The sequence below is a fragment of the Streptomyces sp. NPDC037242 genome, from assembly GCF_055604165.1.
This window is the reverse complement of record NZ_JBVJUY010000002.1, coordinates 87,771-101,972: the sequence shown is the minus strand read 5'-3', so window position 1 is coordinate 101,972 and position 14,202 is coordinate 87,771. Positions and strand designations below refer to the sequence as shown.

The 14,202-nt window shown below is 70.7% G+C and carries 14 protein-coding genes; 6 read left to right on the top strand and 8 right to left on the bottom strand.

Annotated features, from left to right (window positions below; all coding sequences use genetic code 11):
* The first annotated feature begins 2 nt into the window (after positions 1–2).
* Positions 3–539 carry an alkyl hydroperoxide reductase gene (locus ACZ7GJ_RS03290; RefSeq protein ID WP_470748932.1) on the top strand — a complete coding sequence of 179 codons (537 nt, stop codon included), beginning with the start codon at positions 3–5 and terminating at the stop codon, positions 537–539.
* Between the two features lie 59 nt (positions 540–598).
* Here ACZ7GJ_RS03290 and ACZ7GJ_RS03285 read toward each other — a convergent pair whose 3' ends face one another.
* The 5 genes from ACZ7GJ_RS03285 to ACZ7GJ_RS03265 form a co-directional block, all read right to left on the bottom strand.
* On the bottom strand, positions 599–1,300 hold the full coding sequence (locus ACZ7GJ_RS03285; protein ID WP_470748930.1) for a hypothetical protein: 702 nt from the start codon (positions 1,298–1,300) through the stop codon (positions 599–601).
* The gene (locus ACZ7GJ_RS03280) at positions 1,284–2,657 is read right to left on the bottom strand and encodes an AI-2E family transporter (protein WP_470748928.1); all 1,374 of its coding nucleotides are present in this window, start codon (positions 2,655–2,657) and stop codon (positions 1,284–1,286) included. Before ACZ7GJ_RS03280 ends, ACZ7GJ_RS03285 begins: the two co-directional genes overlap by 17 nt.
* A gap of 109 nt (positions 2,658–2,766) precedes the next feature.
* Positions 2,767–3,465, bottom strand: a complete 699-nt coding sequence (locus tag ACZ7GJ_RS03275) for an aggregation-promoting factor C-terminal-like domain-containing protein (RefSeq protein ID WP_470748926.1) — start codon at positions 3,463–3,465, stop codon at positions 2,767–2,769.
* Positions 3,466–3,889: 424 nt separating this feature from the next.
* Positions 3,890–5,206, bottom strand: a complete 1,317-nt coding sequence (locus ACZ7GJ_RS03270; RefSeq protein WP_365927040.1) for a PhoH family protein — start codon at positions 5,204–5,206, stop codon at positions 3,890–3,892.
* A 424-nt stretch (positions 5,207–5,630) separates the two neighbouring features.
* Positions 5,631–6,392 (bottom strand): isoprenyl transferase, encoded by a 762-nt coding sequence (locus tag ACZ7GJ_RS03265; protein WP_365927038.1) that lies wholly within the window; start codon positions 6,390–6,392, stop codon positions 5,631–5,633.
* Between the two features lie 99 nt (positions 6,393–6,491).
* On the opposite strand from ACZ7GJ_RS03265, the gene mgrA reads away from it, so the two are divergent.
* The 4 genes from mgrA to ACZ7GJ_RS03245 all read left to right on the top strand — a co-directional run bounded on the left by mgrA (position 6,492) and on the right by ACZ7GJ_RS03245 (position 10,682).
* The gene (gene mgrA / locus ACZ7GJ_RS03260; RefSeq protein WP_470748923.1) at positions 6,492–7,559 is read left to right on the top strand and encodes an L-glyceraldehyde 3-phosphate reductase; all 1,068 of its coding nucleotides are present in this window, start codon (positions 6,492–6,494) and stop codon (positions 7,557–7,559) included.
* 427 nt (positions 7,560–7,986) lie between these two features.
* On the top strand, positions 7,987–8,337 hold the full coding sequence (locus tag ACZ7GJ_RS03255; protein WP_470748921.1) for a DUF192 domain-containing protein: 351 nt from the start codon (positions 7,987–7,989) through the stop codon (positions 8,335–8,337).
* A 143-nt stretch (positions 8,338–8,480) separates the two neighbouring features.
* On the top strand, positions 8,481–9,098 hold the full coding sequence (locus tag ACZ7GJ_RS03250) for an SMI1/KNR4 family protein (RefSeq protein WP_470748920.1): 618 nt from the start codon (positions 8,481–8,483) through the stop codon (positions 9,096–9,098).
* A gap of 300 nt (positions 9,099–9,398) precedes the next feature.
* Entirely contained in the window at positions 9,399–10,682 is a 1,284-nt protein-coding gene (locus tag ACZ7GJ_RS03245; RefSeq protein WP_470748918.1) for an extracellular solute-binding protein, read from the top strand.
* Between the two features lie 184 nt (positions 10,683–10,866).
* Here ACZ7GJ_RS03245 and ACZ7GJ_RS03240 read toward each other — a convergent pair whose 3' ends face one another.
* Positions 10,867–11,496 (bottom strand): hypothetical protein, encoded by a 630-nt coding sequence (locus tag ACZ7GJ_RS03240; protein ID WP_470748916.1) that lies wholly within the window; start codon positions 11,494–11,496, stop codon positions 10,867–10,869.
* Positions 11,497–11,644: 148 nt separating this feature from the next.
* Between ACZ7GJ_RS03240 and ACZ7GJ_RS03235 the strand changes: the two genes are divergently transcribed.
* Entirely contained in the window at positions 11,645–12,778 is a 1,134-nt protein-coding gene (locus ACZ7GJ_RS03235) for a serine hydrolase domain-containing protein (protein WP_470749624.1), read from the top strand.
* Between the two features lie 10 nt (positions 12,779–12,788).
* On the opposite strand, the gene ACZ7GJ_RS03230 is transcribed toward ACZ7GJ_RS03235, so the two are convergent.
* Together ACZ7GJ_RS03230 and ACZ7GJ_RS03225 are read right to left on the bottom strand one after the other, a co-directional pair.
* Entirely contained in the window at positions 12,789–13,115 is a 327-nt protein-coding gene (locus ACZ7GJ_RS03230) for a nuclear transport factor 2-like protein (RefSeq protein ID WP_470748914.1), read from the bottom strand.
* A 102-nt stretch (positions 13,116–13,217) separates the two neighbouring features.
* Positions 13,218–14,096 (bottom strand): polysaccharide deacetylase family protein, encoded by an 879-nt coding sequence (locus ACZ7GJ_RS03225; RefSeq protein ID WP_470748912.1) that lies wholly within the window; start codon positions 14,094–14,096, stop codon positions 13,218–13,220.
* Positions 14,097–14,202 lie beyond the last annotated feature (106 nt).

Sequence of the window (14,202 nt, the reverse complement as noted above, 5' to 3'; positions counted from 1 at the left end):
GGATGTCCCTCGACGCCCTGAAGTCCGCCATACCGGACTTCGCCAAGGACCTGAAGCTGAACCTCGGCTCGGTCATCGGCAACAGCGACCTCCCGCAGCAGCAGCTGTGGGGCACGGTCCTGTCCTGCGCGATCGCCGCCCGCTCCCCGCGCGTCCTGCGTGAGCTGGAGCCGGAGGCGAAGGCGAACCTCTCTCCCGAGGCGTACACCGCCGCCAAGTCCGCCGCGGCGATCATGGCGATGAACAACGTCTTCTACCGCACGCGGCACCTGCTCTCCGACCCGGAGTACGGCACCCTGCGGGCGGGCCTGCGGATGAACGTCATCGGCAACCCGGGCGTGGAGAAGGTCGACTTCGAGCTGTGGTCGCTCGCCGTCTCCGCCATCAACGGCTGCGGCCAGTGCCTGGACTCGCACGAGCAGGTCCTGCGCAAGGCCGGTGTCGGCCGCGAGACGGTCCAGGAGGCCTTCAAGATCGCCTCGGTGATCCAGGCCGTCGCCGTCACCCTCGACGCCGAGGCCGCCCTCGCCGCCGAGTAGCACCCCCGCACGACGAAGGACCCCGCTGCCGTTCCCGGCCGCGGGGTCCTTCGCTTCGCTCACTTCCTGAGCGCGGCCATCAGCTCGCGCGCGTCCTCGATGAGCGCCGCCTTGAGCGCGTCCCCGTCGGGCTCGGGCTGCCCCTCCTGCCCGAACCACTGGACGACGACCGAGAGGACCACGCCGCCGTCCAGCACGTCGATCCGGCAGGCGCCCGCGTACTCGGCGATCAGCGCCCGCTCGCCGAGTCCGGGAACCAGTTCCGCCGCGGCGATCCTCATGCGCAGGTCCGGGTCGAACCCGGGTCCCGTGCCGAACTCCGGCTCGGGGTCGGTCTCGCGGTGCGCCTCGACGGCGGCCTGCACCTGGTAGTTGAGCCGGTCCCCGCCCCACCGCATGGCGTACGAGCAGTACGACCAGTCCACGGCCGGGGTCTCGGCGTGGTGCGGAATGCCGCCGCCGTCGAACCCCCCGACCAGCTTGCCGAGCGCCTCCATCTTCGCGTCCGCGCACAGGTCCTGGGAGTGCCGGTACGCGATGGGCGGCCCGGCGTCAGCGAAACGATCCTCCAGCATCCACGCGGCCGCCCACACCGCGGACGCCAGCACCGCACCGCCCAGGGCCCATAACCACGGCCGGGCCGGGCCGCGTACGGAGCCGCCAGCCTGGGGCGGCTCCTGCGCCGGCCCGGCCGGGGAGTCCGGGTCCGGGTCCGGCGAGAGCGGGGGCCACTCCCCCTCCAGCTCAGGCTCGCTGATCATGCGCGGCCTCCCGGGCGGCCGAACCCACGGCGGTCGCCCCGTGCGGCGCGGGCCCGACCGGCGAGGCGCCGTGCCGCTGCCGGTCGCGCGAGTACGCCCTCAGGTAGACCACGACCGTGTTGGTGACGGCGACCAGCGGCACGGCCACCACCGCTCCGCCGATGCCGGCGATCATCCCGCCGGCCGCCACCGAGAGCACCACCGCGAGCGGGTGGACCCGTACGGCCCGGCCCAGGATGAAGGGCTGCAGCACGTGCCCCTCGATCTGCTGCACGGCCAGGACCACGAGCAGCACCATCAGCGCGGTGAACGGCCCCTGGGTCACCAGCGCCACGACCACCGCGAGGGCGCCGGAGACCACCGCGCCGACGAGCGGGATGAAGGCGAACAGGAAGATGAACACGGCCAGCGGCACGGCCATCGTCACGTCCAGGAAGTACAGGCCGAGTCCGATGAAGATGGCGTCGATGAGCGCGACGAGGACCGTGCCGCGCACGTACGCGGTCAGGGTCCGCCAGGCGCGGGGTCCGGCGCCGGCGACTCCGGGGCGGGCCGCGCCCGGGACCAGGCCGAGGACCCAGTTCCAGATGCGCTTGCCGTCGTAGAGCAGGAAGAGCGTGGAGAACATCGCGAGCAGGATGCCGGTCAGCACCTCGACGAGGACCGTCACGCCTTGGAGGCCGGCGGAGGTGATCTGCTCGGTGTTGGTGCCGATGGTCTCGCTGAGGTTCTTCGCGATGTCGTTGATCTGCTTCTCGGTCACGTGGAACGGACTGTCCAGTGCCCAGAGTTTGAGTTCGTTGATGCCGTCGCGGACGCGGTCGGACAGGTCGTCGAGGTTCTCCATGACCTGCCAGACCACGAACCAGCCGACCAGCCCGATGACCACGAACCCGAGGACCGCGGTGACCGCGGTGGCGAGCCCGCGCGGCAGGCCGAGCCTGCGCAGCCGGACCACGAAAGGCTGGAGCAGGGCCGTGACGAGCAGGGCGGCGGCGAAGGCGAGGACGACCAGGCGGACTTCGCTGATCATCTTCATCAGCACCCAGAGCATCCCGGCGAGCAGCAGCAGCCGCCAGCTGGCCTCGGCCGCGACCCGCAGCCCCCACGGGAGCACGCTCGCCGGGGCGGGGCGCTCGGGGATGACGGGGTGTTCGGCGGGCGCGAGGACCTGCGTCGGTGCCGGCGCCGTCACGGCGGCGGCCGGTGCGGGCGCCGCCGGCGCGGGTGCGGGAGCGGGCGCGGGCAGGTCGCCGGAGGTCTCGGCCTCGACCTCCGCCCGCCGCTCGTCGAGGCGGGCCTCCATCCGGCTCAGCCTGCTCCCGAGCCGGCCGAGCCAGCCTGACCTCTTCGCCATGTCGATCCCTTCCCCCCGCCCGTTGGACACCCCTCGAAAGACCGTACACGCGAGGAGCCCCGCACCGTAGGACGGTGCGGGGCTCTTCGAGGTTGTGCGGCGGAGCCGGTCAGTACCAGCCGTTGGCCTGGTGGAAGTTCCAGGCTCCGCACGGGCTGCCGTAGCGCCCGTTCATGTAGTTCAGACCCCACTCGATCTGGGTGGCGGGGTTGGTGCGCCAGTCGGCACCGGCCGAGGCCATCTTCGAACCGGGCAGGGCCTGGACGAGACCGTAGGCGCCCGAGGACTTGTTCACGGCCAGGTAGTTCCAGGTGGATTCCTGGTTGATGATGTTGGAGAAGCACTGGAACTGCCCCGCCGGCACCATCTGCTGGGCGATCGCCTTGACCTGCGCGACCGTGTAGGAGGCCTGGACCTCGAAGTCGGAGCCGTCGCGGGCGGCGGAGCGGCTGGCGACCTGCTCCTTCGCCTCGCGCTCCTTCTTCGCCTTCTCGTCGGCCGCCTTCTGGGCCTCGGCCTTCTTCGACTTGGCGTCCTGGGCGGCCTGGATACGGGCAGCCTCCTCGGCCGAGCGCTTGGCGTCGGCGTCGGCGGCGTGGGCGATGGCGTCGGCCTGCTGCGTCAGGGACGCGTTCTGGACCTGAGCGGAGTCGCCGACCGGGATGTCAGTGAGGAGAGTCGTCCCGGACGCGGTCGTCTCAAGATCGTTCGAGGCGGGGTCGCCAGTGGCAACGCCCACGACTGCGCCAACGGTGGTGACCGCAGTGGCCGAAGCAACTGCGAATCCCCGGACCGAGATCCGGCTCACACGGTGTCCTTCCAGCAGCGTCCGCAGTGACCGCGCGGCGCAAGAGTGCCCCTCGACACTGGCCTCCACGGTTCTACGGTCACTGGAGGCGCGGGCCCGTGGGCAACTCCCTTGCGGGAGCGCCGCGTGATGCTCGGGCGGCATACGGCGAACGACTGTGGAGTTGTGGTGCTGCGCGCATCTCAAGGGAGATACAGGTGTGCCGTATGCGGGGCCTGACGGAAAACAGACTCTGCCGGACCGCCACGCCACAGGGCAATTCTCCGTTGCGTGGGAAAGGTCACACCTGCACGGTCGCCGTTGATTCCGCGAAATCCCTGTGCAGCGCGACGCCGCCCGGCTAGGCTCCTGGGCCTTTGCCGGGCGGCGTCAACTCACCTTCCCGTTATGGGTGTTTTGGGCTGCTTCTGCATGCCGTACGGCCCTACAGGGTCTCCAGCATCTCGGTGACCAGCGCGGCGATCGGGGACCGCTCGGAGCGGGTCAGGGTCACGTGCGCGAAGAGCGGATGCCCCTTCAGCTTCTCGACCACGGCGACGACCCCGTCGTACCGGCCGACCCGCAGGTTGTCCCGCTGGGCCACGTCGTGAGTCAGGACAACCCTCGAATTGGCCCCGATCCGGGACAGAACGGTCAGCAGGACATTGCGCTCCAGCGACTGCGCCTCGTCCACGATCACGAAGGCGTCGTGCAGCGAGCGCCCGCGGATGTGCGTGAGCGGCAGGACCTCCAGCATCCCGCGGTTCAGCACCTCCTCGATGACCTCGCGCCCGGCGACCGCCGAGAGGGTGTCGAAGACCGCCTGGGCCCACGGGCTCATCTTCTCGGAGGCGTCCCCGGGGAGGTACCCGAGGTCCTGGCCGCCCACCGCGTACAGCGGCCGGAAGACCATGACCTTCTGATGCTGCCTCCGCTCCAGCACCGCTTCCAGGCCCGCGCAGAGCGCCAGCGCCGACTTGCCGGTACCGGCCCGGCCGCCCATCGAGATGATGCCGATCTCCGGGTCGAGCAGCAGGTCCAGCGCGATGCGCTGCTCGGCGCTGCGGCCGTGCAGCCCGAAGGCCTCCCGGTCGCCCTTCACGAGCCGCACGTTCCCGTCGGCGGTGACCCGGCCCAGCGCCTTGCCGCGCTCGGACTGCAGGACCAGTCCGGTGTGCACGGGCAGTTCCGCGGCCTCCGGTACGTAGAGCCGGTCCTCGGAGTAGAGGAGGTCGACCTGCTCGCCGGAGAGGGCGAGCTCGCTCATGCCGGTCCACCCGGCATCGGTGATCGCGAGCTCGGCGCGGTACTCCTCGGCGATCAGCCCCACGGAGGAGGCCTTGATGCGCAGTGGGAGATCCTTCGAGACCACCGTGACGTCGTAGCCCTCGGCCTGCAGATTGCGGGCGACCGCGAGGATCCGCGAGTCGTTGTCCCCCAGTCGGAAGCCGGCGGGCAGGACGCTCGGGTCGGAGTGGTTGAGCTCGACGCGCAGGGTGCCGCCCAGATCGCCCAGCGGGATGGGGGCGTCGAGGCGTCCGTACCGGACCCGGAAGTCGTCGAGCAGGCGCAGGGCCTGCCGTGCGAAGTAGCCGAGTTCGGGATGGTGCCTCTTTGCCTCCAGCTCGGTGATCACCACGATCGGGAGCACGACCTCGTGCTCGTCGAAGCGGGAGATCGCGTTGGGGTCTGCCAGCAGGACGCTGGTGTCGAGGACGTAGGTCCGCCTGTCGGGCAGGCGGCGCTTTGTGCTGGTCACCACGGAAGGACGTACCCCCTCGGAAGAGGTCGGGCCATGAAGACCGGACCGGTCATCGGCACCCATGCCAGGGCCGATTTCCGGCCCTCCACTCCGTCCGTGCGAACCGCACGTTCGTCCTGGTGCAAAGGGCCTCCCGGGCGGACGGCCCCATGCCGTCCGCTGAGACTCGACACCCGTGGATCGGGCATCGACCTGCAAGGGATATTCCCCGAATGGGTCCAGCCATGCCATGGCATATGACGGACGCTCGGTGAATCCCTGGTGAAGGCCTTGCGAGGAGCGGGTGCCGGGATGCCGGAAGGTCTCCGGGGGCACCCGCGGACACGGCAGCGGCGCGCCGCGGAAGGACCGGGGCGCGCCGCGGGTGGTGCCGGGGCAATTGCCGAAAGGGCGTCAGAGCAGGGGTTTGGCGACGGCCGGGGAATCAGGTCCCGTAGCGCCGGTGGCGGGCCGCGTAGTCGCGCAGGGCCCGCAGGAAGTCGACCTTGCGGAAGGCCGGCCAGAAGACCTCGCAGAAGTAGTACTCGGAATGCGCGCTCTGCCAGAGCATGAATCCGGACAGGCGCTGCTCGCCGCTGGTGCGGATCACGAGGTCCGGGTCGGGCTGGCCGCGCGTGTAGAGGTGCTCCGCGATGTGGTCGATGTCCAGGATCTCGGCGAGCTCCTCGAAGGAGGTGCCCTTCGAGGCGTGCTCCAGCAGCAGCGAGCGGACCGCGTCGGCGATCTCCTGGCGGCCGCCGTATCCGACGGCGACGTTGACGAGTATCCCGTCGATGCCGTGGGTGGCCTCCTCGGCCTCCTTCAGCACGCTCTGCGTCCCGGCGGGCAGGATGTCGAGGTTGCCGACGTGGTGCACGCGCCAGCGGCCGTCCGCGGCGAGGCCCCGGACGGTGTTCTCGATGATGTTGAGGAGCGGGCGGAGCTCGACCTCCGGCCGGTCCAGGTTGTCCGTGGAGAGCATCCACAGGGTGACGACCTCGACGTCCGTCTCGGTGCACCAGCCCAGCATCTCGGAGATCTTGTCGGCCCCGGCCTGATGGCCCTGCTCCGTCGTACCTCCGGACGCCTTGGCCCAGCGCCTGTTCCCGTCCAGGATGACGCCGATGTGCTTGGGCGCCGCGTCATGGTCGAGGCGGCCTTCCACCCGGCGTGCGTAGAGCCTGTACACCAGGTCGCGCAGCTTCACGATCTTCCAGCCCCTCCGAGCAATGCCCCCGTGCGAATTGCGGTCCCTCCCCCGAGTCCGCCACATTACTGCTCGGCGGGATCCGGTACCCAACTCGGGATGTCACAAGTCCGTGATAGGGAGGACATCGTGACTGATACCAATCCCTATCGGGCAGAGCCCTCGCGCTACGACTCCATGGAGTACCGCCGCACGGGCCGCAGCGGCCTCAAGCTCCCCGCCATTTCCCTCGGCCTCTGGCACAACTTCGGTGACGACAAGTCCCTGGAGTCCCAGCGGGCGATCCTGCGCCGGGCCTTCGACCTCGGCGTGACCCACTTCGACCTGGCCAACAACTACGGCCCGCCCCCCGGCTCGGCCGAGCTGAACTTCGGCAAGATCTTCGCGCAGGACTTCGCGACCCACCGCGAGGAGCTGGTGCTGTCCACCAAGGCCGGCTACCTGATGCACCCCGGGCCGTACGGCGAATGGGGCAGCCGCAAGTACCTGCTCGGCTCGCTCGACGCCTCGCTGAAGCGGATGGGTGTGGACTACGTCGACATCTTCTACTCGCACCGCTTCGACCCGGAGACCCCGCTGGAGGAGACCATGGGCGCGCTCGCGTCCGCGGTCCAGCAGGGCAAGGCGCTCTACGTCGGCGTCTCCTCGTACACCGCGGAGCAGACGGCCGAGGCGGCCCGGCTGCTCAAGGAGATGGGCGTACGTCCCCTCATCCACCAGCCCTCGTACTCCATGATCAACCGCTGGACGGAGGAGGACGGCCTGCTGGACACCCTGGAGGAGGCCGGCATGGGCTGCATCTCCTTCGTGCCGCTCGCGCAGGGGCTGCTGACCGGCAAGTACCTGAAGGGGATCCCGGAGGGCTCGCGGGCCACCCAGGGCAAGTCCCTGAACCCGGATCTGCTCTCCGACGAGGTGCTCCGCCGGCTGAACGGGCTGAACGACATCGCGGTCCGGCGCGGGCAGAGCCTGGCGCAGCTGGCGCTGAACTGGGTGCTGCGCGACGAGCGGATGACCTCGGCGCTGATCGGCGCTTCGAGCGTGAAGCAGCTTGAGGAGAACGTGGCCGCGCTGTCCGGCGGGGCGCTGTCGGAGCAGGAGCTGAAGGAGATCGACTCCTTCGCGGTGTCCACCCCCGGTGCCAACATCTGGGCCCAGCGGGGCTGACCTGCGCCTTTGGCGAGAGGGTCGGCCCAGGGGGCGGGGAGACAAAAAACGGGCCGGTCCGTGGGGGGGATACGGACCGGCCCGAGGGGGGGGTTCCACCATAACCCTTCGTAAAGCGTGATGTGTGCATTGGCGCGTGATGATTACGCTCCGAAGTCATCCGGCAGCGCTTCGGTGAGCGCCCGGGCGGTCTCCAGGGGCGGGGGCGCGAGCCCCTCCCGGACCCTCCGATGCCGGGCGCCACAAGGGCGAGCCCGCGCCGGAGGCCGTGGCGACGGCCCGCGGACACACCGGGCGGCCATACCCCCCGCCCGTACCACCCAAGAGGGACCCCGTACGGGCGCGCCGCCTTGACGCCGCCTCCCTCCCGGGAGGGAGGCATCCCAGGGGATGGGCCTGGGGGCCCGGCGGCCCTAGGGTGGCCCGCATGGCGAACTGGCAGGACGGCACGGCCGTGCTCAGGGCCGGCCCGGTGGCGGTGCCGCTGGAGATCGCCGCCTCGTACCGGGCCCGGACCCGCGGGCTGCTCGGGCGGGACGGCATCGACGGGGCGCTGCTGCTGACCCCGGCGGGCAGCGTGCACACGTTCCGGATGCGCTTCGCCATCGACGTGGCGTACCTGGACCGGAACCTCGGCGTCATCGCGCTGACCACCATGCACCCGGGCCGCCTCGGGCGCCCGCGCCTGCGGTCCCGGCACGTCCTGGAGGCCGAGGCGGGCGCGATGGCCGCCTGGGGCCTGCGGGTCGGGACCCGCCTCGACGTGGCTCCGGCTTGAGGTGGCCCCGGCTTGAGGTGGCCCCGGCTTGAGGTGGGGGCCGCACTCGGGGCGGGGCCCGGCTTGAACCGCGAGACGACCTAGGTGGCGGAGCGCGCGGGCGGTAGGTTGGGGCGGTTGAGCTGGGGTGTCAGGGGAGCGGCATGACGGAGAACGCGCGGATCAAGGCGCTGGAGCAGATCATGCCGGCGACGCACGGCGCCGACGAGGACGTCGACTGGCGGGCGGCGGAGGCCGCCTGGGGCACCCGTTTCCCTGCCGACTTCGTCGCCTTCATGGGCCGCTTCGGCGCGGGTTCCATCAACGGCGAGGCCAGCATCCTGCTGCCGCTGCCCAAGCCCGGGCTCCAGTGGGACCCCGCCGGGATGGCGGAGGAGACGGGCAACGCCCGCCAGGTCTGGGGATCGGAGGGCGGTCGGGCCGCCTTCGACGTGGACCCGGAGTCGATCATCGCCTGGGGCGTGACCGGCGGCTCTGACATCCTGTGCTGGCTCACCACCGACCCGGACCCGGACCGCTGGCCGGTGCTGGTCGTCGGGCGGCACACCGCCGACTCCTTCGCCGTGTACCCGTACGGCATGGCCGAATTCCTCTACCGGCTCTGCTCGGACGAGTTCGACATGAGCCCCGTCAGCATCACCTTCTGGGACGGCGGGCACCTCAGCTTCGTGCACTGGCGCAAGGCCCAGCGCCGCTGGCAGGAGGGCCGCAACCCCGAGACGGGCGAGCCGGACCCGTACGCCGGCGATTTCGCCGACTGACCGACAACGGCCCCTCCGCCCCCTCCCCCTCCCTTCCTCCCCTCAGCCCGTTCCCGGCCCTTTCGTGGCCGGAAACGGGCTTTTCGGTATGTCTACGCGCGTCCGAATTGTTGATCACATATCGGAAAACACCATCCGGAAAAGCCGCACTTGGAGCATTGAACACAAGTGCCGACCCAATGGAATCAACCACCCGCGTTCAGGAGAGAATTCCGGCCAACGGGCCAAGGAGGGACACCGCCGCCCGGAGCAACTCATAAGTAGTAACGGGACTCAAAAGAAAATCAGGGGAATACACCCGTGCGACGAAGAATTTTCGGCACGGCCGCCACCGCGGTCGTGCTCGGTCTGCTGGCACCACTGGCCGGATGCGGTTCCACGGGCGGCGGCGCAGGTGGCGGCACGCTCCGCCTCGTCGCCGCCGAATACGGCGACACCCCGGCCACCAGTTCCAAGGCCTTCTGGGACAAGGTGACCGGCGATTTCACCACGGCGAACCCGGGCGTCAAGGTCGAGGTGGAGCTCATTGCCTGGGCCGACATCGACCGCGAGGTCTCCCGTATGGTCAAGGCCGGCAAAGCGCCGGACATGGCCCTGATGGGCTCCTACTCGGACTTCGCGGCGCAGGGCAAGCTCTATTCCGCGGACGAACTCCTCTCGGTCACCGCCGAGGCGAACTTCCTCCAGCCGCTCGCCGAGGCCGGATCCGTCGGCAACACCCTCTACGGGCTGCCGTTCGTGGCGAGCAGCCGCCTCCTCTTCTACAACGAGGGCCTCTTCTCGAAGGCCGGCCTCTCCGCCCCCAAGACCTGGTCGGACCTGAAGGCCGCGGCCAAGGCGCTCAAGGACAAGGGCGTGAAGTACCCGTACGCCATGCCCCTGGGCCCGGAGGAGGCGCACGCCGAGGCGATGATCTGGGAGCTCAGCAACGGCGGCGGCTACGCCGACAGCAGCGGCAACTACAACCTGGCGTCCGACCAGAACATCCAGACCCTGCGCTGGATCAAGGACAACCTGGTCGCCCCCGGCCTGGTCGGCCCCGTCCCGCCAGCCCAGCTCAACCGCGCGGACGCCTTCGCCGCCTTCACGCGCGGCGAGGTCGGCATGCTCAACGGTTACCCGTCGCTCGCCCACGAGGCGCGGGCCAAGGGCATCGGCGTGGGCACCGTCTCCATGCCGGTCGCCGACAACCTCGGTTCCGGGGAGACCCCGCCGACCGTGGGCGTGGCCGACTGGATGATGGCGTTCAAGCAGAACGGCCACCGCACCGAGATCGGCAAGTTCCTCGACTTCGTCTACCAGGACAAGAACCTGTCGGAGTTCGCCGGCCGCTACCACCTGCTGCCGTCCACCGTCTCGGCCTCCCGCTCGCCGGCCGGCGGCGGCGGGATCGACCACCACGACCAGCAGTTCCTCACCGCCCTGCGCGGTGCCCAGCTCTACCCGGTGAACGACCCGTCCTGGGTGACGGTCAGCGACACCATCAAGCGCAACATCGGGCGCGCCGTGGAACCGTCCGGCGACCCCAAGGCCGTCCTGGAGGAGATCGCCTCCAAGGCGAACGAAGCGGCCAAGAAGCACTGAACGGCCCTGCGAACCGAGGACTTTCGGCCCCTGTCGCACAGCATCCTTTGCGGCATCATGGCTGCTACGGCACTTGATCCAAGGCCGCGGCCCAGTCGCCCGCCGAGCACCCACAAGGTGCACGGGGCGGCCGGCCCACCCTCCTGACCGGCCTCGCGCCTAGGTCTGCGCCCCGCGCCCGTCGCTAGGACTGCTTGCCGAGGTCCTGGGAGAACGCCGTGCGGTACTGCTCGCAGCTGGAGTTCCAGGGCAGGGAGCCGCTGAGGGTCCCGTAGCCCGTGCGCGTGACGTCCCACTTCACCGTGTACGCACCGGTGTCACAGGCGATCCGCTTGCCGCCCGGAACCTTCGTACGGCCCGTCGCCGGGCGGTCGGCCAGCTCCTGGCGCACTTCCGCGGCCTTCGTCCCGTCGCGGCGGACGAGCACCGCGTGCACGACGATCGGGTGCTTGCCGTCCTTGGTCGTCAGCGCCTTCTTCACCACCGTCGAGTCCGACACCGACCAGGCGAACTCGAACACCGGCTGCCAGGCCAGCGTCTTCGGGTCGGGGACCTGGCGCTCGTAGCTCTCGGCGCCCTTGGGACCCGGGCCGGGGACCGTCTTGTACTGGATCGAGGGCTGGAGGCGGAACTGCGCCTCCACCTTGTGCATCTCGTCCTTGGTCCACATCGACTTCATCGCTTTCTCCCCGCCGCCCGGGTCCTGGAGGTACGTCGTACCGTCCGCGGCGGTGGCGGCGCTCTGGCCGAGGGCTGGGGCGAGGGCCGCCGCTGCGGCGGCGAGGGCGATTGCGGCGGTGCGGGTGCGGTTCATGCCGGTCCAACGGGACGCTCCGGCGGGCCGGAACGACGCCGGGCGCGCTTTCACCCGTACGGGAGACGCGCGTGCGGCCGCGGAATATCCGTCCCGGACCCTCCCGTTGGTGATCACGACACGGCAGCACGATCGTCAGGGGGACGGCATGGGCGTGAACGGCACGGTGGCCCCGGGCTGGGAGCCCGTACGCGAGGAGTTCGCGGCCTTCGTCGCGGCCGAGGAGGTCTCGCCCGAGGCCCAGTTGGCGGTGCACCACCACGGCCGGCGCGTGGTCGACCTGTCCGCGGGCGAGAGCACCGGGCCCGACACCCTCAGCCCGGTCTTCTCCCTCACCAAGGGCGCCGCCCACCTGGTCGTGGCGCTGCTCGTGCAGGAGGGCGTACTGGACCTGGAACGGCCGGTGTCGGCGTACTGGCCCGAGTTCACCGGGGACGGCAAGGAGCGGCTGACGGTACGCCAGCTGGTCGCCCACCAGTCCGGTCTGGTCAACACCGACGCGGGTTTCGACTACGACGAGATGGCGGACGACGCGGTGATCGCGGCGCGCCTCGCACGGCAGAAGCCGTACTGGGAGCCCGGAACCGCGTACGGCTACCACGCCTACGTGATCGGCGCACTGACCGGCGAGGTGGTCCGGCGGGCGACGGGGCGCTCACTGCAGGAGGTGTACGAGGAGCGGATCCGCGCCCCGTACGGGCTCGACCTGTACCTGGGCCTGCCGGCGGACACGGCCTTGGCGGACCGCCTGGCACCGGTGCTGGAGATGCGGCCGACCCCCGGACAGCTCGCCGCGCAGGCGGCCGCGGCCACGCCGCCGGTGCTGCTGCCGGTGGGGTTCAACCTGCACCGGGAGCCCCCGATGGACCTGGTGGCGTACGCGAACCACCCCCGGGTCCGGGAGCTCGGTCCGGCTTCGGCGGGCGGCACCGGCTCGGCGCGGGGCGTGGCGGGGCTCTACGCGGCGGCGATCAGCGGGCTGGGCGGGCTCGGTCCGCTGCTGAAGCCGCAGACGGCGGCCGAGTTCGCGCGGCTCCAGCTCGCGGGCGAGGACCGGGTGACGGGCGAGCCGGACCACTTCGGGCTGGGCTTCGAGCAGCAGCCGGCCGTGGGTCCGCAGGCCTTCGGGCACTCCGGCGCGGCGGGCGGGCAGGGCTTCGCCGACCCGGCGACGGGGATCGCGTACGGGTACACGCGCCGCCGCTTCCGCTTCCCGGGCGGGCTGGCCCCGGAGAACGCGGGTCTGACGGCGGCGGTGCTGACGGTGGCGCGGGGGCTGTGAGGGCCCCGGCTCAGGCCTGACCGGTCTCGAAGCGGCTGATGCGGCCGTCGCCGGTGACGTCGAACCGCCAGGCGGTGCGCATCTGGCCCCAGGTGTCGTTGCGGTAGTCGACGACGAGGGCGCGCCCGCCGTCGGTCTCCTTCTGGACGTCCATGTGGCCGCCGGAGTCGAAGATCTCCCGGTCGATCCAGTCGTGCAGATCACGGTCCGAGCCGTCGTCGGACATGGTCGCGTCCGGGGTCAGGAGCGCGAGGAAGGCCGCCCTGTCGTGTGCGTTGACGGCGGCGACGAGGGCGCCGACGGTGGCGTCGGACAGTCGGTCGGGGCTGATGGCCACGGGTGCCTCCTGGTCGGGCGTACGGTGCTGGGTGCGCGACCAGGGAACACCTCCGGCCGGGCCGGGGCGGCGACCATCACCCGTTCGCCGCCGGACGGCGTGTCAGGACGAGGGGCCGGTGACGACCGGGAACCCGGTCGCGCGCCCCTCGGCCTTGAGCCAGGTCAGCACCTGCTCCAGGGCTTCGACGGTCTGGGAGCGGTTGCCGCCGCCGTCGTGGAAGAGGACGGTCGCACCGTTCTTGATCTCGCTCTTGACCGTGTTGACGATGGCCGCCGCGCCCGGCTTGCTGAAGTCCTTGCTGTCGACGTTCCAGCCGAGCGGGCGCATGCCGTTCGCCGCGGCGATGCGGCGGCTGTCGGGGGTGAACGCGCCGCCGGGGGCGCGGTAGTACTCCACCTTGGCGCCGCCGCCCGCGGCTTCCTCGATCAGCTTCTTCGCGTCCAGGATCTGCTGCTGCTGGTACTCCACGGGCTTCTTGTCCATCCCCGTGTTGTGGTCCATGGTGTGGTCGCACAGCCGGTGGCCGCCCGCGACGACCTTCTTGACCAGGTCGGGGTGGTCCTTGGCCTGCGGGCCGATCATGCAGAAGGTCGCCTTCACGTCGTACTGCTTCAGCAGGTCGAGGACCTTCGGGGTCCAGGTGGGGTCCGGCCCGTCGTCGATGGTGATGTTGACGGCGCCCTGGCCGGCCTCCGAGTCGTGGGCGATCCCCTCGGGCACCTGCCGTGCCCCGGGGGCCCGGGGGGATCCGCCGCCGCCGTTCGCGGGGTCGTCCGTGTGGCGGGCGGCGTTCTCGTGCCTGGGGTGGTGGCCCGGATCGACGACGGCCGCCACTCCCCACACCGTCGCCGCCACGGCCGCGGCCGCTGCCGCGATGGCTATTCGGGCCTTGGCGCTCCGCGTGTACGCGCGCAGTGCGCCGGGCTTGTCCGCGTGCGTGTCGGTGTCGGTGTCCGTGTTCGTGTTCGTACGGGTCATCAGCTGTCCACTCCCCATCCGCTTTGTGAGCGCCTCGCAGGTCAGGACGCGTCATGCCACGGAGGGGTTCCAGCCAATTCCCCCATAAATTCCAGGTAATGGGACC

Bases quoted from the DNA above. Each gene is read 5' to 3' on its own strand.
- ACZ7GJ_RS03255 (WP_470748921.1), top strand. From the start codon at position 7,987: ATGGCGAACTGGCAGGACGGCACGGCCGTGCTCAGGGCCGGCCCGGTG.
- ACZ7GJ_RS03280 (WP_470748928.1), bottom strand. From the start codon at position 2,657: ATGGCGAAGAGGTCAGGCTGGCTCGGCCGGCTCGGGAGCAGGCTGAGC.
- ACZ7GJ_RS03235 (WP_470749624.1), top strand. From the start codon at position 11,645: ATGGGCGTGAACGGCACGGTGGCCCCGGGCTGGGAGCCCGTACGCGAG.
- ACZ7GJ_RS03290 (WP_470748932.1), top strand. From the start codon at position 3: ATGTCCCTCGACGCCCTGAAGTCCGCCATACCGGACTTCGCCAAGGAC.
- ACZ7GJ_RS03250 (WP_470748920.1), top strand. From the start codon at position 8,481: ATGACGGAGAACGCGCGGATCAAGGCGCTGGAGCAGATCATGCCGGCG.
- ACZ7GJ_RS03285 (WP_470748930.1), bottom strand. From the start codon at position 1,300: ATGATCAGCGAGCCTGAGCTGGAGGGGGAGTGGCCCCCGCTCTCGCCG.
- mgrA (WP_470748923.1), top strand. From the start codon at position 6,492: ATGTCACAAGTCCGTGATAGGGAGGACATCGTGACTGATACCAATCCC.
- ACZ7GJ_RS03225 (WP_470748912.1), bottom strand. From the start codon at position 14,096: ATGACCCGTACGAACACGAACACGGACACCGACACCGACACGCACGCG.
- ACZ7GJ_RS03240 (WP_470748916.1), bottom strand. From the start codon at position 11,496: ATGAACCGCACCCGCACCGCCGCAATCGCCCTCGCCGCCGCAGCGGCG.